The 23,314-nt window shown below is 63.1% G+C and carries 21 protein-coding genes; 16 read left to right on the top strand and 5 right to left on the bottom strand.

What is annotated here, in order from left to right:
* Positions 1-11: 11 nt before the first annotated feature.
* From FJ543_RS15160 to FJ543_RS15190, 7 genes are all read left to right on the top strand, one after another.
* A complete protein-coding gene (locus FJ543_RS15160) occupies positions 12-1,259 on the top strand; it encodes an aromatic ring-hydroxylating dioxygenase subunit alpha (protein ID WP_140615100.1) in 1,248 nt (415 codons plus the stop codon).
* Between the two features lie 77 nt (positions 1,260-1,336).
* The gene (locus tag FJ543_RS15165) at positions 1,337-2,437 is read left to right on the top strand and encodes a hybrid-cluster NAD(P)-dependent oxidoreductase (protein WP_140615102.1); all 1,101 of its coding nucleotides are present in this window, start codon (positions 1,337-1,339) and stop codon (positions 2,435-2,437) included.
* 141 nt (positions 2,438-2,578) lie between these two features.
* Positions 2,579-3,010 carry a PqqD family peptide modification chaperone gene (locus tag FJ543_RS15170; RefSeq protein ID WP_140615104.1) on the top strand — a complete coding sequence of 144 codons (432 nt, stop codon included), beginning with the start codon at positions 2,579-2,581 and terminating at the stop codon, positions 3,008-3,010.
* Positions 3,011-3,042: 32 nt separating this feature from the next.
* Entirely contained in the window at positions 3,043-4,092 is a 1,050-nt protein-coding gene (locus FJ543_RS15175; RefSeq protein WP_140615106.1) for a serine kinase, read from the top strand.
* Entirely contained in the window at positions 4,089-4,841 is a 753-nt protein-coding gene (locus FJ543_RS15180) for a glycosyltransferase family A protein (RefSeq protein ID WP_140615108.1), read from the top strand. Before FJ543_RS15175 ends, FJ543_RS15180 begins: the two co-directional genes overlap by 4 nt.
* Position 4,842: 1 nt before the next feature.
* Complete coding sequence (locus tag FJ543_RS15185) at positions 4,843-5,520, top strand: glycosyltransferase family A protein (RefSeq protein WP_140615109.1); 678 nt, start codon at positions 4,843-4,845, stop codon at positions 5,518-5,520.
* Positions 5,520-7,004 carry a nucleotidyltransferase family protein gene (locus FJ543_RS15190; RefSeq protein ID WP_140875766.1) on the top strand — a complete coding sequence of 495 codons (1,485 nt, stop codon included), beginning with the start codon at positions 5,520-5,522 and terminating at the stop codon, positions 7,002-7,004. The genes FJ543_RS15185 and FJ543_RS15190 overlap by 1 nt, the downstream gene beginning before the upstream one ends.
* A 59-nt stretch (positions 7,005-7,063) precedes the next feature.
* Here the strand turns inward: FJ543_RS15190 and FJ543_RS15195 are convergent, their stop codons facing one another.
* On the bottom strand, positions 7,064-7,693 hold the full coding sequence (locus tag FJ543_RS15195) for an alpha-ketoglutarate-dependent dioxygenase AlkB (protein ID WP_015314350.1): 630 nt from the start codon (positions 7,691-7,693) through the stop codon (positions 7,064-7,066).
* A 237-nt stretch (positions 7,694-7,930) separates the two neighbouring features.
* Between FJ543_RS15195 and FJ543_RS15200 the strand changes: the two genes are divergently transcribed.
* A complete protein-coding gene (locus FJ543_RS15200) occupies positions 7,931-10,129 on the top strand; it encodes a TonB-dependent siderophore receptor (RefSeq protein ID WP_140875767.1) in 2,199 nt (732 codons plus the stop codon).
* Between the two features lie 70 nt (positions 10,130-10,199).
* On the opposite strand, the gene lysM is transcribed toward FJ543_RS15200, so the two are convergent.
* The 3 genes from lysM to FJ543_RS15215 all read right to left on the bottom strand — a co-directional run bounded on the left by lysM (position 10,200) and on the right by FJ543_RS15215 (position 12,207).
* Complete coding sequence (lysM, locus tag FJ543_RS15205; protein WP_140875769.1) at positions 10,200-10,670, bottom strand: peptidoglycan-binding protein LysM; 471 nt, start codon at positions 10,668-10,670, stop codon at positions 10,200-10,202.
* Positions 10,671-10,761: 91 nt separating this feature from the next.
* A complete protein-coding gene (gene arfB / locus FJ543_RS15210) occupies positions 10,762-11,199 on the bottom strand; it encodes an alternative ribosome rescue aminoacyl-tRNA hydrolase ArfB (protein ID WP_140615117.1) in 438 nt (145 codons plus the stop codon).
* Between the two features lie 81 nt (positions 11,200-11,280).
* Complete coding sequence (locus FJ543_RS15215; protein ID WP_140875771.1) at positions 11,281-12,207, bottom strand: AraC family transcriptional regulator; 927 nt, start codon at positions 12,205-12,207, stop codon at positions 11,281-11,283.
* A gap of 80 nt (positions 12,208-12,287) precedes the next feature.
* Between FJ543_RS15215 and FJ543_RS15220 the strand changes: the two genes are divergently transcribed.
* A complete protein-coding gene (locus FJ543_RS15220) occupies positions 12,288-13,115 on the top strand; it encodes an oxidoreductase (RefSeq protein WP_140875773.1) in 828 nt (275 codons plus the stop codon).
* Between the two features lie 22 nt (positions 13,116-13,137).
* Here FJ543_RS15220 and FJ543_RS15225 read toward each other — a convergent pair whose 3' ends face one another.
* Entirely contained in the window at positions 13,138-14,748 is a 1,611-nt protein-coding gene (locus FJ543_RS15225) for a phosphoenolpyruvate carboxykinase (protein ID WP_140875774.1), read from the bottom strand.
* Positions 14,749-15,092: 344 nt separating this feature from the next.
* Between FJ543_RS15225 and FJ543_RS15230 the strand changes: the two genes are divergently transcribed.
* The 7 genes from FJ543_RS15230 (at position 15,093) to FJ543_RS15265 (ending at position 23,313) form a co-directional block, all read left to right on the top strand.
* On the top strand, positions 15,093-15,794 hold the full coding sequence (locus tag FJ543_RS15230; RefSeq protein WP_010912942.1) for a response regulator transcription factor: 702 nt from the start codon (positions 15,093-15,095) through the stop codon (positions 15,792-15,794).
* A gap of 83 nt (positions 15,795-15,877) precedes the next feature.
* On the top strand, positions 15,878-17,662 hold the full coding sequence (locus tag FJ543_RS15235; RefSeq protein ID WP_140875776.1) for a sensor histidine kinase: 1,785 nt from the start codon (positions 15,878-15,880) through the stop codon (positions 17,660-17,662).
* Positions 17,663-17,686: 24 nt separating this feature from the next.
* The gene (locus FJ543_RS15240; protein WP_140875778.1) at positions 17,687-18,133 is read left to right on the top strand and encodes an HPr kinase/phosphorylase; all 447 of its coding nucleotides are present in this window, start codon (positions 17,687-17,689) and stop codon (positions 18,131-18,133) included.
* Between the two features lie 164 nt (positions 18,134-18,297).
* Positions 18,298-18,699, top strand: coding sequence for a PTS sugar transporter subunit IIA (locus FJ543_RS15250; protein ID WP_010912939.1), 402 nt, complete (start codon positions 18,298-18,300; stop codon positions 18,697-18,699).
* Entirely contained in the window at positions 18,696-18,992 is a 297-nt protein-coding gene (locus FJ543_RS15255; protein WP_015314359.1) for an HPr family phosphocarrier protein, read from the top strand. The genes FJ543_RS15250 and FJ543_RS15255 overlap by 4 nt, the downstream gene beginning before the upstream one ends.
* A 191-nt stretch (positions 18,993-19,183) precedes the next feature.
* The gene (ahcY, locus tag FJ543_RS15260; protein WP_140875780.1) at positions 19,184-20,584 is read left to right on the top strand and encodes an adenosylhomocysteinase; all 1,401 of its coding nucleotides are present in this window, start codon (positions 19,184-19,186) and stop codon (positions 20,582-20,584) included.
* Between the two features lie 188 nt (positions 20,585-20,772).
* The gene (locus tag FJ543_RS15265; protein WP_140875782.1) at positions 20,773-23,313 is read left to right on the top strand and encodes an ATP-binding protein; all 2,541 of its coding nucleotides are present in this window, start codon (positions 20,773-20,775) and stop codon (positions 23,311-23,313) included.
* The last annotated feature ends 1 nt before the right edge of the window (position 23,314 follow it).

The following is a 23,314-nucleotide window of genomic DNA, read 5'->3' on the forward strand; positions in this document are numbered from 1 at the left end:
GAGGACAGGACATGGACGCGCGCAACGACATGCTGAGGCTTTTGAACGGCCGCAGACAGGGCCTTTCGCTGGAACAGCCCTTCTATACCGACCCGGACTACTTCAAGCTTGACATGGAACTGATCTGGTATCGCGACTGGCTGTTCATCGGCCATGATTGCGAGTTGCCCAAGCCGGGCAGCTTCATCACCGTGCAGATCGGCGACTATCCGGTCGTGCTGGTGCGCGATCAGCAGGGCAAGATCAACGCTTTCCACAATTCCTGCCGCCATCGCGGCAGCCGCGTCTGCAACACCGACAAGGGCATGGCCGCCAAACTGGTGTGTCCCTATCACCAGTGGACCTACGAACTCGACGGCCGGCTGCTGTTCGCCCGCCAGATGGCCGATGGGTTCGACAAGAGCCAGTTCGGGCTCAAGCCGGTCGCCTGCGAAAGCGTCGCCGGCTATGTCTTCATCTGCCTGGCCAAGGAGCCCGCCGACTTCGCGCCGATGCAGGCGATGATCGAGCCCTATCTCCAGCCGCACCGGCTGAGCGAGGCCAAGATCGCCTTCGAGAGCACGATCATCGAGAAGGGCAACTGGAAGCTGGTCTGGGAAAACAACCGCGAATGCTACCATTGCGCGGGCAACCATCCTGAGCTGTGCAAGACCTTCCCGGAAGCGCCGACCGTGACCGGCGTGCAAGGCGCCGACAGCGATCCGGAGATGCTGGCCCACTGGGCGAAGTGCGAAGCTGTTGGCCTGCCCAGCAAGTTTCGCATCGACCCGGCCGGACAATACCGCGCCACCCGCGCGCCGCTGCTGCGCGATGCCCAGAGCTACACGATGACCGGCAAGCGGGCGGTGAAGAAGAACCTGTCCGACAGCGTCTCGGCCGACCGGATCGGCACGCTGATGCACTATCACTACCCGACAACCTGGAACCATATCCTCGTGGATCATGCGGTGACGTTCCGCGTGCTGCCGGTCAGCGCCACGGAAACAGCGGTTACGACCAAATGGCTGGTCCACAAGGATGCCGTGGAAGGCGTCGACTACGATCTCGCCGAACTCACCCATGTCTGGACCGAGACCAACGACCAGGACCGCCGCATCGTCGAGGAAAATGCCTTCGGCATCCTGTCGCCGGCCTACGAGCCCGGTCCCTATTCGGAGCTGCACGAGGGCGGCGTCATCCAGTTCGTCGACTGGTACGCGCGCTTTATCGGCCCACGGCTTTCCGAAGACGGCCGGCCTGCTCTGCGCAGTGTCGCCTAGCGCATGTCGGCCAAAACTGTGCAGCGGCTTTGGGATCACGACACGCCCAAAATGAAAGGTATGCAGGGATGAACGCCATGACTGATCTTGGCCTCTATCGCCACCTCGACCAGATGGCGCCGTGGAACGACAGGCTGCAGGTGCTGGAAGTAACCGGCGTCAGCGACGAGGCGCCCGACGTCAAGACCTTCACCTTCCGCTCCGACAACCAGACCTGGTTCCGCTACAAGCCGGGCCAGTTCGTGACGCTGGAATTGCCGACACCGGACGGCCCGCTGATGCGCACCTACACGCTGTCATCATCGCCGTCACGGCCATTCTCGATCGCGGTGACGGTGAAGGCGCAGGCGGGCAGCGTCGGCACACGCTGGATGTTCGATCACCTGACGCCCGGCTCGCACGTCAAGGCCTATGGACCGGGCGGCGACTTTTCGCTGCACAGCCACCCGGCGGCGAAATACCTGTTCATCTCGGCCGGTTCGGGCGTGACGCCGATGATGTCGATGCTGCGCTGGCTGAACGACTGCGCGCCATGGACCGATGTCGGCTTCGTCAATTGCGCGCGGCGCCCGGAAGAGATCATCTTTCGCAAGGAACTCGAACTGCTCGGCGGCCATATGCCGGGGCTGTCGCTCGGCTTCATGATCGAGGAGCGGTCGAGCCGCGAGGGCTGGTACGGCCATATGGGCCGCATCGACGCCATCCGGCTGCCGCTCCTGGCGCCCGATTTCCGCGAACGCGAAATCTTCTGCTGCGGCCCCGACCCTTTCATGCGCGCCGTGCGCGGCATGCTGGAGGCCGCCGGGTTCGACATGGCAAAATACCATCAAGAGAGCTTTGCCGCGCCGGCGATGGAGGAAATCCCAGCGCCGTTTGCCTCGCCGGCTGAAGACGGCGCGGCGATTTGCGTCGAAGCCGCGACGCCGATCCGCTTCGCGCTTTCGGATGTCGACGCCGACTGTGTCGCCGGCCAGACCGTGCTGCAGACGGCGCGCGCCTCGGGCGTGCGAATACCGGCCGCCTGCGAATTCGGCCTGTGCGGAACTTGCAAAGTGAAGAAAGTCTCCGGCAGCGTCGAGATGAGCCACAATGGCGGCATCCTCGATCATGAGATCGATGATGGCTTCATCCTGGCCTGTTGTTCCAAGCCATTGTCGCCGCTTGAAATCGAGGCTTGATCCGCCCGGCTTTCGACTGAACCCGGAAATGGTCCCGCGTTGCCGGCAAAGGTTACCTTGCCAAGGAAGACCTGAAAGTTTACAGGCGTTGTTGGTGGAAGCGGTCCTGCTGGCGGGCAGGAAATGCAGGACGGGGCAACAATGACGCATGACTCCCACGCCTATGCGGTAGCGAGCCGGGATATCGTTTTCGAATCTTTCGATGGCGAGGCCGTGGTGCTCAATCTTGCCAATGGCAAATATTTCGGCTTTTCCGATTCCGGCAGCAAGGTATGGCAGGCGCTTTCATCCGGCGCGGACGCCCAGGCTCTGGTCGGGCTGAGCGCCGGCGGCTCGACAATAGGCCAGGCCGAACTCGAACGCTTCATATCGCAATTGCTCGAATTGGGTTTGCTGGTGCGCTTGGACGCGGCGGCGCAGCCTTTGCCGGGCGATTTGCCTGCCGAGCTTGCCGCCACGAACGAGCCGCTCAATGTGAGCATTCACGACGACCTCGCCGACCTGATCGTCGTTGATCCCATCCACGAGGTCGAGGAACCTCTCGGCTGGCCGGCGGTCAAGCAGGCTTCCTGACGGGGCGGCCGCAGCGTGATGGAAGGCGATTGATGCCGCGCGTCACGCTCGAAACCTTGCCGGATTACGCCAGGTATCTCATCGCCGCCGCTGAAGGCGCGGCCGCGCGCTATCCGACCATGCGAAAGGTTCGCCTGCCCTGGCTTGAACTGACCGTGCATCTCGGTCACGGCGTGCTTGCCGATGCATTGGGCCATGCTTTTGTCGAGCCCGGGCATGACCAGCCGGCACCGTCCACGGGTCGCATCTTCATCGCGCATCCCGGCATTGACGGCATCCCGGAGCCGGCGCACTGGGGCGATGCCCATTTCACCGAGCACGGTTTTGCCAAACAGCTCGCCGAAGCCGGTTTGCGCGGGCACCATTTCCACGACCTCGATTTCTGGCAGGTCTACGATCCGCACCGCCGCGTCGGCGTGCAGCTGATGGCCTCGGCCGATGCCTTTCCGCCCTGGGAGCCGGGAGCACCGCTGCGCGCCTTCCTGCACTGGGAATATGCGGCGCGCGGCATGCGGCTGACCCATGCCGGCACGCTCAGCATCGACGGCAAGGGTATTCTGCTTGCCGGCTCGGGCGGGGCCGGGAAATCGGGGACCGTCGCCGCCGGCCTCCTCAACGGGCTCGACAGTGTCGGCGACGACTATGTGCTGATCGATCTCACCGACGGCGTGACCGCGCGCCCGCTTTTTTCGACGTTGAAGCAGGACACGAAAGGTTTCGCCCGGCTGGGCCTGCGGCAGCGGCTAACGGCGCAAGGCCCGCTCAACTGGCAAGGCAAGCACACGTTCCATATTCACGATATCGCGCCTCGGCCGGTGCCCGCCATGCTGGACATCGTCGCGCTGGTGGTGCCACATATCAGCGGAGGCGGAGCAAGTTCGATTATGCCGGTGTCGCGCAGGGATGCCATGATTGCCTTGGCGCCGTCCGGCATCGCCCAGATGCCGGGCGAGCGCGAAAGCGGCTTTCGCTTCTTCAGCGAATTGACGCGCCACCTGCCGTGCTTCCGTTTGTCCCTCGGCACCGACCCGGCAGAGATCGCCGGCACGATCGAGGATTTCCTGACACGAGGCGCCCGGTGAAGCTCAGCGTGATCATGCCTGTGTACAATCGCGAGCGCTATGTCGTCTCGGCCTTGCGCTCGCTCGTGCGGCAGCACGATGCCGCCGATCTCGACATCATCGTGATCGACGACGGCTCGACCGACGGGTCGGCGGAGGCCGTGCGTTCGATGATGGCCCTGAACCCCTGCATTCGCCTTTTCCGGCAAGAGAACATGGGCGTGACCCGGGCCCGCAACGCTGGTCTCAGACTGCTCACGCCGGAAACGGAGCTCGTGTCGTTCCTCGATTCGGATGATGTCTCGCCTGCGGGACGATTCAAGGCCGATATCGCATGCTTTGACGCCGACCCCGCTCTGGAGCTTACCTATTCCCTGATGATGATGGTCGAACACATCGACGACGATCTGCTGGAACCCTGCCCCGGCAGCCATTTCATGACCGTGCGGGGAATTCATCTGTCGTCAGGCATTTTCTCGCGTAAGCTCATCGAACGGATCGGCGGCTTCGATGAGGCCTTCGGCCAGGCCGAAGACACAGACTACCTGCTGCGCACCTTTGAAAGCGGCCCCAGATTCGTCCTGCCGGATACCGTGTCGCTTTACTACCGACGTCATCCCGGCAACATGACGAAGCAGGTCGACACGTCCCTTCGGGAATTCTTGCGGGCCATCCACAAATCGATGAAACGGCGCAAGGCCGACCCTTCACTGCGCGGGATCGAAGGCATCTTCGATGTCAAAGAACTCGCCAACTGGCGCTTCATGTAGCATGCGGAGCTATGGCGTCGTCATACCTGCCTTCAACGCCAGCGGCACCATCGCCGAGACGCTGCGATCGGTCGCGGCGCAGACAGTGCGGCCTGAGCTGGTGGTGATCGTCGACGATGGATCCAGCGACGATCTCGCGGCGGCGATCGGCGGAACGGACCTGCCGCTGCAATTGCTGCGCCAGGCAAATGCCGGACCTGGGAGCGCCACGACAAGGGGCATCGCCGCCTTGCCGACGCCGCTCATTGCGACGCTCGATGCCGACGATCTGTGGCTGCCGAGCAAGGCCGAAACACAGCTCGCGCATCTCGAAAGGCATCCCGCAACGTCGGGCGTTTTTTGCCATTTGCGAAACTTCCGCAATGACCGGCCCGATGCACCCGAGGACGCGATCGTACCCGGTTGGTCGCGGACCACGATGCTGATCCGGCGCGAGGTCGCCGAGACCGTTGGAGCAGTCGTCGATCCGCCGGGCGGCCGCGGCGAAATGATCGACTGGATCGCGCGGGTACGCGAGGCGGGCCTTGCCCTCGACATGGTGGAAGAGGTGCTGGCGCTGCGCCGCATCAGGCCCGGCAGCCTGTCCTATGGCCGCGATGCGGCGCGCGACCGCGGCTATCTCGAAGTGGCGCGGCTCGCCATGCTGCGACGGTCCCGGAACAAGGCCGGCGCGGGCTGATGGCGGGCATTCGCCGCATCAGCCGACGTTTCCCGGACTATGGCTGGTCCTGGCCGACGGGCGGGCTCGACCAACTGCTCAAGGCTGCCCTTCTTGCCGATGAGGACGCGGCCGCCGGTTGCGCCATGCAGTGGCTAAGCGCGAACGACATCGACCTTGTCTCCTTCAGGGAACACCGGCTGCTGGCCGCGATCTGCGATCGGTTCGGCCGGAAATTGGCCGGCCAATCCGCCTATCCGCGCCTTGTCGGCCTGCAAAAGATGCTGTGGACCAAGTCGCGCATGGCGATGCGCGAGGCCGAACCGGCGCTGCAGGCGATGACGGATTCCGGCTGCCTGGTGATGCTGATCAAGGGTGCCAGCCGCATTGCCTTGAACGCCTCGGCGCAGCGTGGCCGGGTGGCGCACGACATCGACATATTGGTGCGGCCGCAGGACATGCCGGCGGCGTTCGGCGTGCTGCGCGACGGCGACTGGCAGATCGCCACCGGGGTGAGTCCCCAATATCTGAGGACAAGGCTGGCGTCGCTGCGCTCGATGAATTTTTTCAAGGGCAGTTATGGCGATATCGATCTGCACCAGCTTGCCTATGACGGCTCGCAGCAAAGCGACGAGGATGACCAGGCGATCTGGCAGCGCGCGGCGACGGCCGAATTCAGCGGTGTCGGCGTGCTGGTGCCGTCGCCCGCGGATCGCATCGCGCTCGCCATCGCGCATGGCGGGCTCGATGCCCACACCCACAGCGATTGGCTGGTCGATTGCGCGGTGGCCATTCGCACCGGCGGCGTCGACTGGGACGTGTTCCTCGATGTCGTCGCCAGGCGTGGCCTTGCCGTTTCCGCGGCGGTGGCGCTTTCCTACCTTGCGCTCGATGTTGGCGTGACGGTGCCTGACAAGGTGCTGGCGCGCGTGCTGGACATGGCCGACCGCACCGGCCTTGCACGCTGGTCGGCGGTGCTGCAGGCCAAGCCGCGAACCGACTTCGGCAGGCTGACCTGGCTGTCGCGCGGCTTCGCCAAGCAGTTGCGGCTGAGACGCAAGAGCGGTCGGCTGCGGCAGGAGCCGCCCGCCAGGGCATGGCGCGGCAGAGCATGGCGCGGCAGGCAGGCACCTCGCGAGCCGCTGGAAGGACAGTCGCCCCTGGCCTTCTCGCAGACCATACCGTGCCCTGCGACGGCGGGGGAGATGATGCTGGACATCACGATCAGGATCAGCGTCCCGCCGGTCCGGCGCCGCATCGAAATGGAGATCAATGTGGGCGACGACCACGTCGCGCGTCTGCGTGCGATGGCCATCAGCCGGTCTGGTGGAGAGCGGGTGCTGCGCTTTCGCGGCAAGGTGACATTCGATGGCCGACAGCATGCGCTGACGCTGGAGGCGCGGCCGTCCCGGCAGTTCCGCCAATGGGACGATCAGGCGACGGTCGCCGCCTACGGCGCTTTGCCTTTCCATCTGGTCTCGGCGATTTTTTCACCGCTGCGCTGAACTGAACTATCGCTGGTCGCCCAAAGGTCGGCGGCGCCGTGCGGGGCGCGAACCCTCGCCTATACGGCGCCCTCGTCGGGCTTCGTCACCCGCCGCAACGTCAGATTGATCCTGCCGCCGTTCTTGAGCAGCGCCGAGGTCGAAGGGTAGATGCGGTCGACGCCATGGAAGGCAAGACGGCCCTCGCCGCCAAGCACGACGACATCGCCGCTTTTGAGCCTGAACGATTTGGTGGCGCCATCGCGGGTTGTCTGGCCGACCCTGAACAGGCAATCGTCACCCAGCGAGACGGAGACGACGGGTGCCGAGAAATCGGCCTCGTCGCGATCCTGATGCAGGCCCATCTTCGCTTCCGGCGTGTAGAAATTGATCAGGCAGGCCTGCGGTGGATTGGGATAGCCCGACACCTGACGCCATAGATCGAGCAGACTGTCGGGGATGGGCGGCCACGGCTCTCCGGTCAGCGGATGCGTCGGCTGGTAGCGATAGCCGCGTTCCTTGTCGGTGACCCAGCCGAGAGGACCGCAATTGGTCATGCGCACGCTCATCTCCTTGCCGGTCCGAGGCATGGCCGGCACGAACAGCGGCGCCTGCTGGACAATGCTTCTCACCTCCTCGACCAGCGTCTCCTGGACGGCGCGGGACAGATGGGCCGGCATGTGACGGATGCCTTTGGGCAGAACGAGCATGGGTTGGCTCATGTGAATGGTTCGGAGCCTCAGCATGCCACCGCCAGACGAAAACGGCGACCCGAAAGCGGTCGTGGTTCTTACGAGCGATCGCCGCAGCGAATTCGTCTTGGCCAAATGGCGGTTGACGAACAAAGATGACTAACATAGTCAAGATTTAGAAACCGGACCGGTGACACAAGAATTTTCAGCTTCCGCGTCCAGCGAAGCCGCGGGCAGCCAACGAGAGCGAGGGACATGGAAGTGACATTTCTTCAAGGCTTCAACGCGATCGTACGGGGCTGCATCTGGTCGCGGCGAGGACTGCTTGCCACGACATGCCTGGCGACGCTGGCTGGTGCCTACCAAGCCTCCGCCCAGCAGGCAGGCACCCAGGCATCGGGCGGCGCCACCGTGCTCGAGCCCATTACGGTCAGCGGCGAGGCCGGCGGCGACACGTCCCCCGAGGACGACAGGACGGTGGCTGCCAAGCGCAGCTCCGGTGCGACCAAGACGGACACGCCCCTCATCGAAACGCCCCGCTCCGTCTCGGTGGTGACACGCAAGGAACTCGAGGAGCGCGGCGCGCAGGACATTATCGAGGCGGTGCGCTATTCCTCAGGCGTCAGCACCGGCGCTTATGGATTCGACCCGCGATTCGACCAGATCTATATCAGGGGCTACGACGCAACCACGCTCGGCGACTACAAGGACGGCCTGCGCCAGCCCTATATCAACTACGGCACGTTCCGCACCGACCCCTATTCGCTCGAACGCGTCGAGGTGATCAAGGGACCGGTATCGGTGCTTTACGGCGCGGGAACGCCGGCAGGCATCGTCAACAAGGTGCCCAAGCTGCCGACCGAGGACAGGATCAGGGAAGTCGAACTGCTTTATGGCACGAAGGACAGGGCGCAGGCCGCCTTCGATTTCGGCGGTCCGGTCACCAAGGGCAGTGACGATTTCCTCTACAGGATCGTCGGCCTGGCGCGAAACGGCGACACCAATTTCGACATCGCCGACGACCGCTATTTGCTGCAGCCGTCGTTCACCTGGAATCCGGACGCCGCGACGTCCTTCACCATCTATGGGCTGGTGCAGGCGGACGAGACCGATTCCAATGTCGGCGTGATCACCGATCCGTCGGGAAAGGTCCACACCCTGCGCGAGAGCGACCCCGACTATGACCATCAGAAGATCCGGCAGCAGCAGGTCGGCTACAAGTTCGAGCACGATTTCGGCGGCGGCATCACGGTGCGCCAGAATGTACGATACTCCCATCTCGACCTGAGGTCGCGCTATCTCGCGGTCTCCGGTTGGACAGGTACGGTCGCGCATCGTTATGCGACCGCAATTCGCGACGAAATGAACGTCTTCCAGGCCGACAACCAGGTCGAGGCCAGGTTCGACACCGGGGCGCTCGCCCACACGTTGCTTCTCGGCCTCGACTACACGAACCTGACCTCTTCCTTCGGCTATGGGTTCGATCCGACCGATCCGGCCTACGATTTCGACATTGCCAACCCGACCTACGGTTTCTCCGGCCCGACCCCGGACACCACGTTCTCTGCATCCGACGCGGATCTGAGCCAGACCGGCGTCTATGCGCTGGATCAGGTCGAACTGGACAAATGGCGTTTCACGTTCGGTGGCCGCCAGACCTGGGTCGAGCAGACGCGCGACTATTTTGGGGGCGGTTCCGAAGCGGTGAACAAGAACGCCTTCAGCATGCAGGCCGGCGCCCTCTATCTGTTCGATAGCGGCGTCGCGCCCTTCGCCAGCTACGCGACGTCATTCGAACCGATCTCGAACCGCTCGGCCGATGGCGGCGGCATTCTTCAGCCTACGAAGGGCGAACAGTTCGAAGTGGGGGTCAAGTACCAGCCACCGGGAACGGATATCCTGCTGTCCGCGGTCGCCTACCATCTGGTCGAGAAGAACAAGCCGGTAGTCGTCGATCCCAATGCGGGCACCTATCGTTCACTGGGCGAGGTCACCAGCAATGGTTTTGAACTGGAAGCCCGCGCGGCCGTCATGGACGGGCTCGACGTGATCGCGGCCTATAACTACAACCATGCCGAGATCACGGGCGCCGGCCCTGACTCGACGGAGTTGGACAAGGTCCCCGCCGTCACCCCCGAACATGTCGCGAGCCTCTGGGCGAACTACAAATTCGACGAGGGCAGTGCGGCACCCGGCCTTTCGGTGGGAGCCGGCGTGCGGCTGCAGAGCGCGACCTATACCGACACGTCAAACACCGCCAAGAACGATGCCGCCGTCTATCTCGATGCCTCGGCGTCCTACGATTTCGGCGCCATCGACAAGAGGTATGAAGGTGTCTCGGCCGCTTTCGCCGTCCGCAACATTGCCGATGACCGCGCGACGGTGTGCAATTCCGGTTATTGCTACATGGGCCAGGGCCGCAACATCACGGCTTCGCTGAAGCGCCGCTGGTAAAGGCAACGCCGCGCGCCTTTCGGACGCGCGGCGCACTGATTCAGCGTTTTGATACAACCATGCCCGGCGATTAGCCAAGTTCTGGAATACGCAGAACCTGGCCCGGATAGATCTTGTCGGGATGGGTCAGCATCGGCTTGTTCGCCTCGAAGATGACCGTGTTCTTGGCGCCCTGGCCCTTGCCATAGCTCTTTTCGGCGATCTTCCAGAGATTGTCGCCCTTCTGGACCGTATAGAAGGTCGGCTCCTTGGCCGCGGTCGCCGTGCCGGAAGCCGGCGCGACCTGCAACTCGTCGGCCTGCACCTTGGAGACGCCCAGCGTGTTGCCGACGGCGATGACCGCCTTTTCGAAGATCGACTGGTCCTTGACGACACCCTTCAGCACCGCCGTTTCGCCCTGGACAACGACCTGCACGCCATCGGTACCGAGCTTGTGTGAATCGAGCTCTTTCTTGAGCGTGTCGGCGGTGGGTGCGGCTTCCTCGTCGCCGCCGATGCCGAGCTTCTTGCCGACGTTCTTGACGAAATCGAACATACCCATCTCTAGGTCTCCCTTGCTGTGGCAATAAGGGAAACCTCGCATCCGCAACGCAAAATTGAAAGTGGTTTTGCGGGCACGATTTGCGTGTTGCTTAATCGCTCTCCACGCGACCGCGCAGCTTCTTGATCGTACCGCGCCCGGCCTTGCTCTTCAGCCGACGCTCGACCGCGCCTTTCGACGGCCGTGTCTTCTTGCGCGGCGGCGGCGGCGGTTCTGCGGCCTTGGCCACCAGTGCCGCCAGCCTGGTCCGTGCGTCGGCGCGGTTTTGCTCCTGTGTGCGAAAGCGTCCGGCCTCGATGACGATGACACCATCCTTGGTGGCGCGCTGGCCGGCAAGTTTTATGGTCCGCTCGCGTACGCGGTCCGACAGGCCCTCGGCGTTCCGCGCATCGAAGCGAAGCTGCACCGCCGTCGCCACCTTGTTGACGTTCTGGCCGCCGGGACCGGACGAGCGGATGAAATCCTCGTGCAGGTCGCCCGGGTGAATCACGGCTTCGCCCGATATGATGATGTCGTCGTCGATCGGCATGCCGCAGTCATGGCGCGGCGGACCGAAAAAGAAAAGGCCCGATCGAAAGCGCAGCCCCTAACCGACATGTGACGATCCTGATCACGACGCCCAGGCGAGTTCGCCAAGATGGCGACGGAGCCATTTCGTCTCTTCCGATGCCGTGCGCCCGAAATGCCGTTTGAAGTCGCGGCTGAATTGGGACGGGCTCGCGTAGCCTACCAAAGCAGCGACCTCTGCGATCGTGCTGTTCTGGCGTGCTATCATCAATCGTGCTTCGTGGAGCCGTATCGCCTTCACGTACTGCATTGGACTGTTGCCGGTCAGGCTCTTGAAATGGACATGGTAGGAAGGAACGCTCATGCCCACGTCTTTTGCCAGATCGCCGATCGAAATTTCAGAACCGTAGTTCTCTCGCAACCAAGCCAGGCTCTGGACAATCCTTCCAGACGTGCCCTTCTGCTGCAGCGCCGCGAGCATTGCACCGCCCTGCGGGCCGACCAGCACCCGGTAATGCAGTTCGCGCAGAATGCCGTCACCAAGGACGAGAGCTTCAACAGGGCTGCGAAGTGCCACAAGGAGGCGCAGCAGGACATCCTCTATTTCGGGGGCCATCCTGCTTGACACGAGACCTCGCGGCTTGCCGCTCGCCGGTTCGGCATGCATCTGCGCTTGCATGGCGAGTTCGGCTGCCATCTGCATATCGAACTCAACATAGACCGCAAGCAATGGTCGCTCCGAACTGGCCATCGATTTCATGCGGAATGGAACGGGCACCGAAACCGCCAGATAGTGCTCCTCGTCGTAGAGGTAGATCTCCCTTTCGAGGATACCCTGCTTGCTTCCCTGTAATACGAACACCGCGCCTGGCTTATAGAGGACCGGGATGTCGTGAAGCACGGCTTCCGTCCGGAGTATGCGGACGCGGTTGAACGCGGTCGGATTGTAGCCGCAACGAGGGGCGAGAGCTCCGGCCAACTCGACCAGCTTGGATCGTCCGTGTTTGGGAGGAATAGGATTTGGCAACAAATTCAGAGAATCCGCGATCGAAACGCTCGGTTCCTCATAATATTTGTCAACTCATCACCAATCAAGGAAAGCTTGCGATCATGTCACAGAAGACCTTCTTTATCACCGGCGCGAATTCCGGCTTCGGCTTGGCCATAGCTTCCGCGGCTATCCAGATCGGCCATAAGGTGATTGGCGCCGTTCGCTCGGAGACATCACGCGCAGCGCTCGCTGACGTTCTTCCCGCAGTTCGACCGGTACTGTGCGACGTAACGGAATTCGACGCCATACCCGACGTCGTCAGGCAGGCGGAGAACGAACATGGACCGGTTGACGTGCTGATCAACAATGCCGGCTACGGCCACGAGGGAGTGCTTGAAGAGTCGCCGATCGAAGAGATGCGGCGTCAGTTCGACGTGAATGTCTTCGGCGCTGTCGCCGTCGCTAAGGCTTTTCTTCCCCGGTTCCGCGAGCGACGTCGTGGATTCATCGTCAATGTTACGTCGATGGGCGGCATGATCACCATGCCCGGCATTGCTTACTATTGCGGCAGCAAGTTTGCGCTCCAGGGCATATCGGAGGTGATGCGCTCGGAAATGGCCCCGTTCGGTGTCCGCGTGACCGCGGTCTGCCCCGGCTCGTTCCGGACGGATTGGGCTGGACGATCAATGGTCCGCACAGAGAGATCAATCACTGACTACGACGCGCTTTTTGATCCGATACGTGAGGCGCGACAGGTAAAGAGCGGCAAGCAGCTCGGTGATCCCGATAAACTGGCGGCCGCCGTTTTAGGCCTGGTCGAGTCCAGTGATCCGCCGCCGCAGCTTCTGCTTGGCAGCGATGCTCTCAAGCTCGTGTCGGACAGAATCGAACGTCTCCGGAAGGAAATCGAGGTGTGGAAGTCTGTCACTGTCTCGACCGACGGCTGACGGCACCGACGTCCTGCTGCGCCTATTCCGCCGCTTCCTGCATGTGCGGCGCCGCGCCGAGGACGGAGGCGTCGACATGGCTTTCGAACTTCTCGAAATTGACGGCGAACATGCCGACCAGCCTTGCCGCTTGCCGGTCATAGGCCGATTTGTCGGCCCAGGTCGATCGCGGGTCGAGGATGGCGCCGTCGACGCCCGGGACCGCCACCGGCACCTCGAAGCCGAAATTGGCGTCGGTGCGGAAAACGCCTGCCTTCAGCGAGCCGTCGAGGGCGGCGGCGAGCAAGGCGCGCGTCGCCTTGATCGGCATGCGCTTGCCGGTGCCATGGGCACCGCCGGTCCAGCCGGTGTTGACCAGCCAGCAATCGGCGCCGTGGCGAGCGATGAGCTCGCGCAGAAGATTGCCGTATTCCGACGGATGGCGCGGCATGAACGGCGCGCCGAAACAGGTCGAGAAAGTCGCTTCCGGCTCGGTCACGCCCCTTTCCGTTCCGGCCACCTTGGCCGTGTAGCCGGAAAGGAAATGATACATCGCCTGCGCCGGCGTCAGCCGGGCGATCGGCGGCATCACGCCGAAAGCGTCGGCGGTCAGCATGATGATGTTCTTCGGGTGACTGGCGCGCCCGGTTTTCGAGGCATTGGGGATGAAGTCGAGCGGATAAGCGCAGCGTGTGTTTTCGGTGAGCCTGCCGTCATTGAAATCCGGCATGCCATCGGCGTCGAGTACGACGTTTTCCAGCACGGTGCCGAAGCGCTGCGTGGTGGCGAAGATCTCCGGCTCGGCTTCCGCCGACAGCTTGATCGTCTTGGCGTAGCAGCCGCCTTCGAAATTGAAGATGCCGTGCGGACCCCAGCCGTGCTCGTCGTCGCCGATCAAGGTGCGCGACGGATCGGCCGACAGCGTGGTCTTGCCGGTTCCCGACAGGCCGAAGAAAATAGCGGCATCGCCGGCCGGTCCCTCATTGGCCGAGCAGTGCATAGGCATCACGCCTTTCTCCGGCAGGAGGTAGTTGAGCATGGTGAACACCGACTTCTTCATCTCGCCGGCATAGGAGGTGCCACCGATCAGCACGATCTTGCGCGTCAGGTCGACGGCGATCACCGTTTCGGTGCGGCTGCCGTGGCGGCCGGGATCGGCGCGGAAGGACGGCAGGTCGATGATCGTCATCCCGGGCACGAAGTGTTCGAGTTCGGCCGCCTCGGGACGGATGAGCAGGTTACGGATGAACAACGAGTGCCAGGCAAGTTCGGTGATTACCCTGGTGGGCAGCTTTAGCTCCGCGTCGGCACCGCCGACCAGATCCTGCACATAAAGGTCCTTGTCCCCGGCATGGGCCTGGAAATCGGCGAGCAAGGCGTCGAACTGTGCCGGCGAGATCGCCTTGTTGTTGTCCCACCAGACTTGCGGCTCGGTGGCGGCGTCGCGAACGATGAACTTGTCCTTGGGCGAGCGACCGGTGTGCTGGCCGGTCTCGGCGAGCAGCGCGCCATGCGCGGTCAGCCGGGCTTCACCGCGCCGGATCGCTTCCTCGTAGAGCGCGGCCGCACCGAAATTGTAGCGCACCGTGCCGGAGGTTTTCAGACCGATACGATCGATCGCGCAGGCAGGATTGCGTTTGCCGACTTCCGACATTGGTGACCCTTTTCAAGACTTGCCGCATCTTTGCCGGCGCATTTCCGGCACACCCACTAAGCAGGCTAGGATGGTCAGAACCAGAAAAGCCAAATGATATCAAATCATTAATCGATTTAAATATTTTGAAAGTTGTTTAAATCGTTTATATATGCGAAAAGTTTTACGGTTGCCCAAAGGATTGGCGAGGTTCGTTCGTCCAATCCATGTCGAGGTCGGATTGTGGCCGGCGGCACCCCGCGCGTGACAGCGGTTAAGGCCTATGCCACATTTTGTACCTAATTTGTCCTGCAAAAGCCCCTTCTCTACGACAGAAGGGACAGCTCATGAGGGAGCCGCTTGAAATGGCAACAATCGCGCTTGTCGATGACGACCGCAACATTCTGACGTCGGTGTCGATCGCCCTCGAATCCGAGGGATATCGTGTCGAGACCTACACGGATGGTGCGTCCGCGCTGGAAGGCCTGGCGGCCAGGCCGCCTAATCTCGCCATCCTCGACATCAAGATGCCGCGCATGGACGGCATGGAGCTGCTGCGCCGGATGCGCCAGAAATCCGACCTGCCGGTGATCTTCCTGACCTCCAAGGACGACGAGATCGATGAATTGTTCGGTCTCAAGATGGGCGCCGACGACTTTATCCGCAAACCGTTCTCGCAGCGCCTGCTGGTGGAGCGGGTGCGCGCCGTGCTGCGCCGTGCCAGTGCCCGCGAGGCCGCGGCAAAAGCGCCGAGTCAGCAGGCCCGCTCGCTCGAACGTGGCCAGCTCGTCATGGACCAGGAACGCCATACCTGCACCTGGAAGGGTGAGCCGGTGACGCTTACCGTCACGGAGTTCCTGATCCTGCATTCGCTGGCGCAGCGTCCCGGCGTGGTAAAAAGCCGTGATGCGCTGATGGATTCGGCCTATGATGAGCAGGTCTATGTCGATGACCGCACGATCGACAGCCACATCAAGCGGCTGCGCAAGAAGTTCAAGGCTGTCGACGACGACTTCGAGATGATCGAAACCCTTTACGGAGTCGGATATCGGTTCCGCGAAGCGTAATTTGATGTATGTCGAGCAAAAGCGGTCCCCAGTGTGGGGCTGCGACATACATCAAACCTGGGACTAGCGGGAGCTGCTGTTCGATGGCAGTGGAAGCACAGCGAACAAGACCGGCGGGCGCCGCCAGGCGGCCGTCGCGCATCATGCCTTCCTTCGTGTCGAAAATCACGGTGCCGATGCGCCGCTTCCTCGGCCACCATATCTTTTCCAGCCTGACGCGGCGTATTCTTTTCCTCAATCTCGCCGGGCTGGCGGTGCTCGTCACCGGCATCCTCTATCTCAACACCTTCCGCGACGGGCTGATCGACGCGCGCGTCGAAAGCCTGATGACGCAGGGCGAAATCATCGCCGGCGCGATTGCGGCGTCGGCGACGGTCGAGACGGATTCGATCAGCATCGACCCGGAAAAACTGCTTGAGCTGCAGGCCGGCGAAAGCCTGGGGCCTGGCTCGGACCAACTCGACAATCTGGATTTTCCGATCAATCCCGAGCGCGTGGCGCCGGTCCTGCGGCGGCTGATCTCGCCGACCCGCACCCGAGCCCGCATCTATGACCGCGACGCCAATTTGCTGCTCGATTCGCGCCATCTCTATTCGCGCGGTCAGATCCTGCGCTACGACCTGCCGCCGGTCGAGGAGGAGGAGCCCGACCTTGTCGAGCGCGTCCAGAAATTCATCTTCGACTTCTTCCGCAACACCGACCTGCCGGTCTATCACGAACAGCCCGGCGGCAACGGCGCCGCCTTCCCGGAAGTGGTCAAGGCATTGACGGGCAGTCCGTCGACCATCGTGCGCGTCTCGGAACAGGGCGAGCAGATCGTCTCGGTGGCGGTGCCGATCCAGCGTTTTCGCGCCGTGCTCGGCGTGCTGATGCTGTCGACCGAAGGCGGTGATATCGACAAGATCGTCGCCGCCGAACGCAAGGCGATCCTGCGCGTCTTCGGCATCGCGGCGCTCGTCACAGCCATCCTGTCGATGCTTTTGGCGTCCACCATCGCCAACCCGCTGCGCCGGCTGTCGGCGGCGGCCGTACGGGTGCGTCGCGGCGTCAAGAGCCGCGAGGAAATCCCAGACTTTTCCGACCGCCAGGACGAGATCGGCAATCTGTCGATTGCCGTGCGCGACATGACCAACGCACTCTATGCGCGCATCGAGGCGATCGAAAGCTTCGCGGCCGATGTCTCGCATGAGTTGAAGAACCCGCTGACGTCGTTGCGCAGTGCTGTCGAAACATTGCCGCTGGCGAAGAATGACACCTCCCGTGCGCGCCTGATGGAGATCATCCAGCATGACGTGAAACGGCTGGACCGCCTCATCACCGACATTTCCGACGCCTCGCGCCTTGATGCGGAATTGGCGCGCGAAGATGCCGGCACCGTCGACCTGAAGAAATTCGTCACCGACCTCGTCGCTGTTTCGCGTGAAACCACGCGCAACAAGAAGGCGGTCGAGATCGAGCTCAAGGTCGCCAAGCTGCCGCAGGGCGCCAAGGGCTATATCGTCGTCGGTCACGATCTGCGCATCGGCCAGGTCATCACCAATCTGATCGAGAACGCCCGTTCCTTCGTCCCCGAGGACCATGGCCACATCAGCCTGTCGCTGGCGCGCGCCGGCAAGTTCAACATCCTGACCGTCGACGACAACGGTCCCGGCATCCGCGCCGACGCCATCGACCGCATCTTCGAACGTTTTTACACCGACCGGCCCGCCGGCGAGGCGTTCGGCCAGAATTCCGGCCTTGGCCTGTCCATCTCCAGGCAGATCGTCGAGGCCCATGGCGGTACGTTGACCGCCGAAAACATACCAGGCACCAAGCCCGGCGAGATCAAGGGCGCACGCTTCGTCGTGACGCTCCCGGCCGAGGGATGACCGCCAATCGCCAGGAATCGCGACGTGCGGCCTGACAACATACACGCCACGGCGCTGCTGATCGGCGAGAGCGGCATTCTCATCAGCGGCTCATCCGGGTCGGGCAAGACAACGCTGGCTCTGACGCTGATCAGCCATTGCCTGCAACGCGGATTGTTCTCACGGCTCGTCGGCGACGATCAGCTCTTCGTCGAAGCCCATGCCGGGCGGCTGGTGTGCCGTGCGCCTGCCACCATCGAAGGCCTTGCCGAGGTGCCGGGACATGGGCCACGGTCCCTGCCGTTCGAACCGGCCTGCGTCGTCGATCTGCATGTGCGCCTGTTGCCGGCCGGCGAAATCGCACGCTTCCAGGAGGATGTAAGCGACGACATCGCCGGCTGTGCGGTGGCGCGCACCGATCTGGCCGAGCGCAATGTCGCGGCCGCCTTGCTCGCCGTGATGGCACGGCTGTCGATCCTGCCTTTTCTATGATCCGCGCTGGGTTTTTTGCTGCAATGCGTCAAAATGGCGTGGGCCGGCGCAATTTTGGGCTTGTCAACGGGCCGCGCGTCGACAAGATAGCGCTCCCGCCGCCTGGATTGGCTGGCGAGCATAAAATGCGCCTGTGAAGCGGCGATGACGGGAGCCACCAAAGAATGATCGGACTCGTGCTTGTAACGCACGGTCAACTGGCCACCGAGTTCAGACATGCCGTCGAACATGTCGTCGGGCCACAAGACAATTTCGAAACCGTGGCGATCGGTGCCGACGACGATATGGAACAGCGTCGCCGCGACATCGTCGACGCCGTCGCCCGTGTCGATACAGGGGCGGGTGTGATCGTGCTGACCGACATGTTCGGCGGCACGCCGTCCAACCTTGCCATCTCGGTAATGGAGTCCGGCCGCACCGAGGTGATCGCCGGCATGAACCTGCCGATGCTGATCAAGCTGTCGTCGATCCGCAAGGGCGACAACATGGCGGCCGCGCTCGATGAAGCGCAAGCCGCGGGGCGCAAATATATCAACGTCGCCAGCCAGCTTTTGAGCAGCAAATGAGTACGCTGTCGCCTGACAAGGACCAGATCGTCAGGGAGTTTCCGATCGTCAACCAGCGCGGCCTGCATGCGCGCGCCTCGGCGAAATTCGTCCAGCTTGCCAGCGGTTTCAACGCTTCGGTCCATGTCGAGAAGGACGGCGTCAAGGTCGGCGGCACCTCGATCATGGGCCTGATGATGCTGGCGGCCAGCCCTGGATACTCGATCCGCGTCACCGCCAGCGGCCCGGAGGCGCTCGAGGTCATGGACGCGCTGGAGCAGCTCGTCGCCTCCCGTTTCGGCGAGGAGTGCTGACCCGGAAGTCAGCCATCCGAGACATGCACGAATAAAGATTTCTTTATATCCCATTGTCGTGCGAAGCCCGATCTGCTAGTCAGGCCGGCAATTCGCGCCCTTCGACGCGCCGACCGGCGCGGGCGCATCCGCAACCAATTCGCAAGCCAACGATCAATTCACAGCAAGACAATTCGCATCGGAGCACTGCCATGACGGGTAGCAAGGACTATGTGGTCGCCGACATCTCTCTTGCCGGCTGGGGCCGCAAGGAACTCGATATCGCCGAAACCGAAATGCCGGGCCTGATGGCCTGCCGCGAGGAATTCGGGGCCAAGAAGCCGCTCAAGGGCGCGCGCATTACCGGCTCGCTGCACATGACGATCCAGACGGCGGTGCTGATCGAGACGCTGAAGGTGCTCGGCGCCGACATCCGCTGGGCTTCCTGCAACATCTTCTCGACCCAGGACCACGCCGCCGCGGCCATCGCCGAGACCGGCATTCCGGTCTTCGCCGTCAAGGGCGAGAGCCTCGAACAGTACTGGGACTACACCGACAGGATCTTCCAGTGGGCCGATGGCGGCCTCTCCAACATGATCCTCGATGACGGCGGCGACGCCACCATGTACATCCTGATCGGCGCCCGTGCCGAAGCCGGCGAGGACGTGCTGTCCAATCCGCAGAGCGAGGAAGAGGAATATTTCTACGCCCAGGTCAAGAAGCGCCTGAAGGCTTCGCCGGGCTTCTTCACCAAGCAGAAGGAAGCGATCCGCGGCGTCACCGAAGAGACGACGACCGGCGTCAACCGGCTCTACCAGTTGCAGAAGAAGGGCCTGCTGCCCTTCCCGGCCATCAACGTCAACGATTCGGTCACCAAGTCGAAATTCGACAACAAATATGGCTGCAAGGAATCGCTGGTCGACGGTATCCGCCGCGGCACCGACACGATGATGGCCGGCAAGGTCGCGGTCGTCTGCGGTTATGGCGACGTCGGCAAGGGCTCGTCGGCCTCGCTCAAGGGCGCGGGCGCCCGCGTCAAGGTCACCGAGGTCGATCCGATCTGCGCACTGCAGGCGGCGATGGACGGCTTTGAAGTGGTCACGCTGGAAGATGCGGCACCGACCGCCGACATCGTCATCACCACCACCGGCAACAAGGATGTGGTTACCCTCGACCACATGCGCTCGATGAAGGACATGGTGATCGTCGGCAACATCGGCCATTTCGACAACGAGATCCAGGTTGCGTCGCTGCGCAATCTGAAATGGACCAACGTCAAGCCGCAGGTCGACATGATCACCTTCCCGGACGGCAAGCGCATGATCCTCTTGTCGGAAGGCCGCCTGCTCAATCTCGGCAACGCCACCGGCCACCCGAGCTTCGTCATGTCGGCCTCCTTCACCAACCAGGTGCTGGCGCAGATCGAGTTGTTCACCAAGGGCGAGCAGTATCAGAACCAGGTCTATGTGCTGCCCAAGCATCTCGACGAGAAGGTCGCACGCCTGCATCTCGACAAGCTCGGCGCCCGCCTGACCGAGCTGTCGAGCGAGCAGGCCGCCTATATTGGCGTCACGCCGCAGGGGCCGTTCAAGCCGGAACACTACCGCTATTAACCAAAGCCGAATTTGCCACAAGATATTGATGCCGGGCGATTGACTTTTCGCCCGGCATTATTTTTGCGCCGAATGATTCTTCACGCCGATTCCAGCAGGCGCTATTGTTGTGATTCGCGGGTCCAGGGGCGAGGACCGGCGCACGCGTCAGGGCGGTCTTGCATTCAGGCGGCGAAGAGGACCAAGACATGCCGGGGGAAAACCCGCTTCACGCGGGACAGGCCGTTTCCGGCGGCCATCAGGATTCGGAGACCACTGGCTCGCGGCGCCTTTCGTGGCGTGGCCGCGCGGGGCTGTTGCTTGCCGGCTCCACACTTGCCGGCCCGCTGCTTGGCGGGGTTGCATGCGCCCAGGGCGCCGAAGTGGCGGCCGGCCTTTCGGTCAGCACGATCGAGGTCATGCAGCTAGCCGTCTTTGCCGGAGTGATGGGAGCGGCATTCCTTTCGGCCATCGTTCTCATTCGCGAACGCGCGCGCACCTCGGCGGAAAATGTCGAGCTGAGAAGCCGCGTCGCCGATATCAGTGCGGCGTTGCGACGTTCGGAAGCGCTGCTCAATCTGCGCGACCAGCGTGTGGTCGTCTGGGCCTCGGAAAACAAGAAACCCGAGCTCATCGGCACATTGCCGACCGAAAGCGGAGCGCCGGAGGAACGGGCCGCATTCCTCGCCTTTGGGCGCTGGCTGATGCCGCGCTCGGCGGCGGCACTCGAACATGCCGTGACGGGTTTGCGGGAAAAAGGCAGGGCGTTCGACCTGGTGGTGGAATCGCAGGCCGGCGCTCCGTTGGAAGTGCATGGCCGAAAGAGCGCGGCCCATGTGCTGGTGCGGTTTGTCTCGCTGTCCGAGACACAGCGCAGCCAGGCCCGGCTCAAGATCGAAAACCAGCGGCTGGCCGCCGACCATGACACGATGATCGGCCTGCTCGAGGCGCTGAAGATGCCGGCATGGCTGCGTGACGAGCATGGCCGGCTGAAATGGGTCAACCGGGCCTATGCCGACGCGGTCGAAGCCGAGAACGCTGAAGCCGCCGTGCGTGACGCCCAGGAGTTCCTCGGCGGCCAGGCGCGCGAGGCCATCGCCGCCCAGCACAAATCGCATCCGGTGTTCGAGCAATCGCTTTCGACGGTGATCGAAGGCGACCGCCGCGTGTTTGCCGTGACCGACTTTGCCGGCGCCGACGGTTCGGCCGGCCTTGCCTGCGACACCAGCGCCATCGAGGCCATCCGCGGCGAATATGAGCGGACCGTGCGCAGCCATGCCGATACGCTCGACCAACTCAACACGGCAGTCGCCATCTTCGACACGAACGAGAAGCTGCGCTTCTTCAACCAGGCTTTCCAGAAACTGTGGGGGCTCGACAGCGGCTTCCTGCACAGCGCGCCCGACAACGCCCTTTTGCTCGACCGGCTGCGCAGCGAGGGCAAGATCGCCGAACAGCCGGAATGGCGCCGCTGGAAGGAAGGCCTGCTCGGCGCTTATCGTGCGGTCGAATCGCAGGAACACTGGTGGCACCTGCCGGACGGCAAGACCATCCGCGTCGTCGCCAACCCGCAACCCAAGGGCGGCGTCACCTGGGTGTTCGAGAACCTGACCGAGAAGATGGATCTCGAAAGCCGCTACCGCACCGCGGTCCGGGTCCAGGGCGAAACGCTCGACAATCTGGCCGAAGGCGTGGCGGTGTTCGGCCCCGACGGCCGGCTGCGGCTGTCGAACCCGGCCTTTGCCACGCTGTGGGGGTTGGGCACGGAAGTCGCCAAGCCCAATGTGCACGTATCGACCATACGCGAGCTCTCAGATCGGCAGGCGGTCGAGAGCCCCTGGCCCGGCTTTGTCGCCGCCATCACCGGCTTCGACGACGAGCGCCGCGAGCGCCACGGCCAGACCGAGCTCAACAACGGCACCGTGCTGCGCTACGCCGTGATTCCGCTGCCCAACGGGCAAGTGATGATGACCTTCGTCGATGTCACGGACAGCGTTCATGTCGAACGCGCGCTCAAGGACAGGAACGAGGCGCTGGAGAAATCGGACCAGCTCAAGAACGACTTCGTCCAGCATGTGTCCTACGAACTGCGTTCGCCGCTGACCAACATCATCGGTTTCACCGAGCTGCTGTCGCTGCCGGCGACTGGCCCGTTGACGCAGAAGCAGCGCGAATATGTCGAACATGTCGGCTCGTCCTCCTCGGTGCTGCTGACCATCGTCAACGACATACTCGACCTGGCGACCGTCGATGCCGGCATCATGCAGCTCGACATTTCCGAGGTGCATGTGGACCGCACCATCGCGGCTGCCGCCGAGCTTGTCGCCGACCGGCTGGAGGAGCATTCGATCCGGCTCGCGGTCGATGCCGCCGCGGCGCCGAAGACGTTCCATGGCGACGAAACGCGCATCCGCCAGATCCTCTACAATCTGCTCAGCAACGCCGCCAACTACGCGCCGGAGGCCAGCACCATCCGGCTGGCCTGCCGTCAGTTGGCGGACGGGGTCGAGTTCTCGGTTCACGACGACGGACCCGGCATGCCGCCCGATGTTCTCGATTCGGTGTTCCGCCGCTTCGAGCCGCGCGCCAATGGCGGCCGCCGGCGCGGCGCCGGCCTCGGCCTGTCGATCGTCAAGAGCTTTGTCGAACTGCATGGCGGCGCCGTTCGCATCGAAACCGGCAAGGACAAGGGCACGACAGTCATCTGCACCTTTCCCGACATGCCGGGTATCCGCGCAGCGGCCGAGTAGC

Source organism: Mesorhizobium sp. B2-5-7, assembly GCF_006440875.1.
Taxonomy (GTDB): domain Bacteria; phylum Pseudomonadota; class Alphaproteobacteria; order Rhizobiales; family Rhizobiaceae; genus Mesorhizobium; species Mesorhizobium australicum.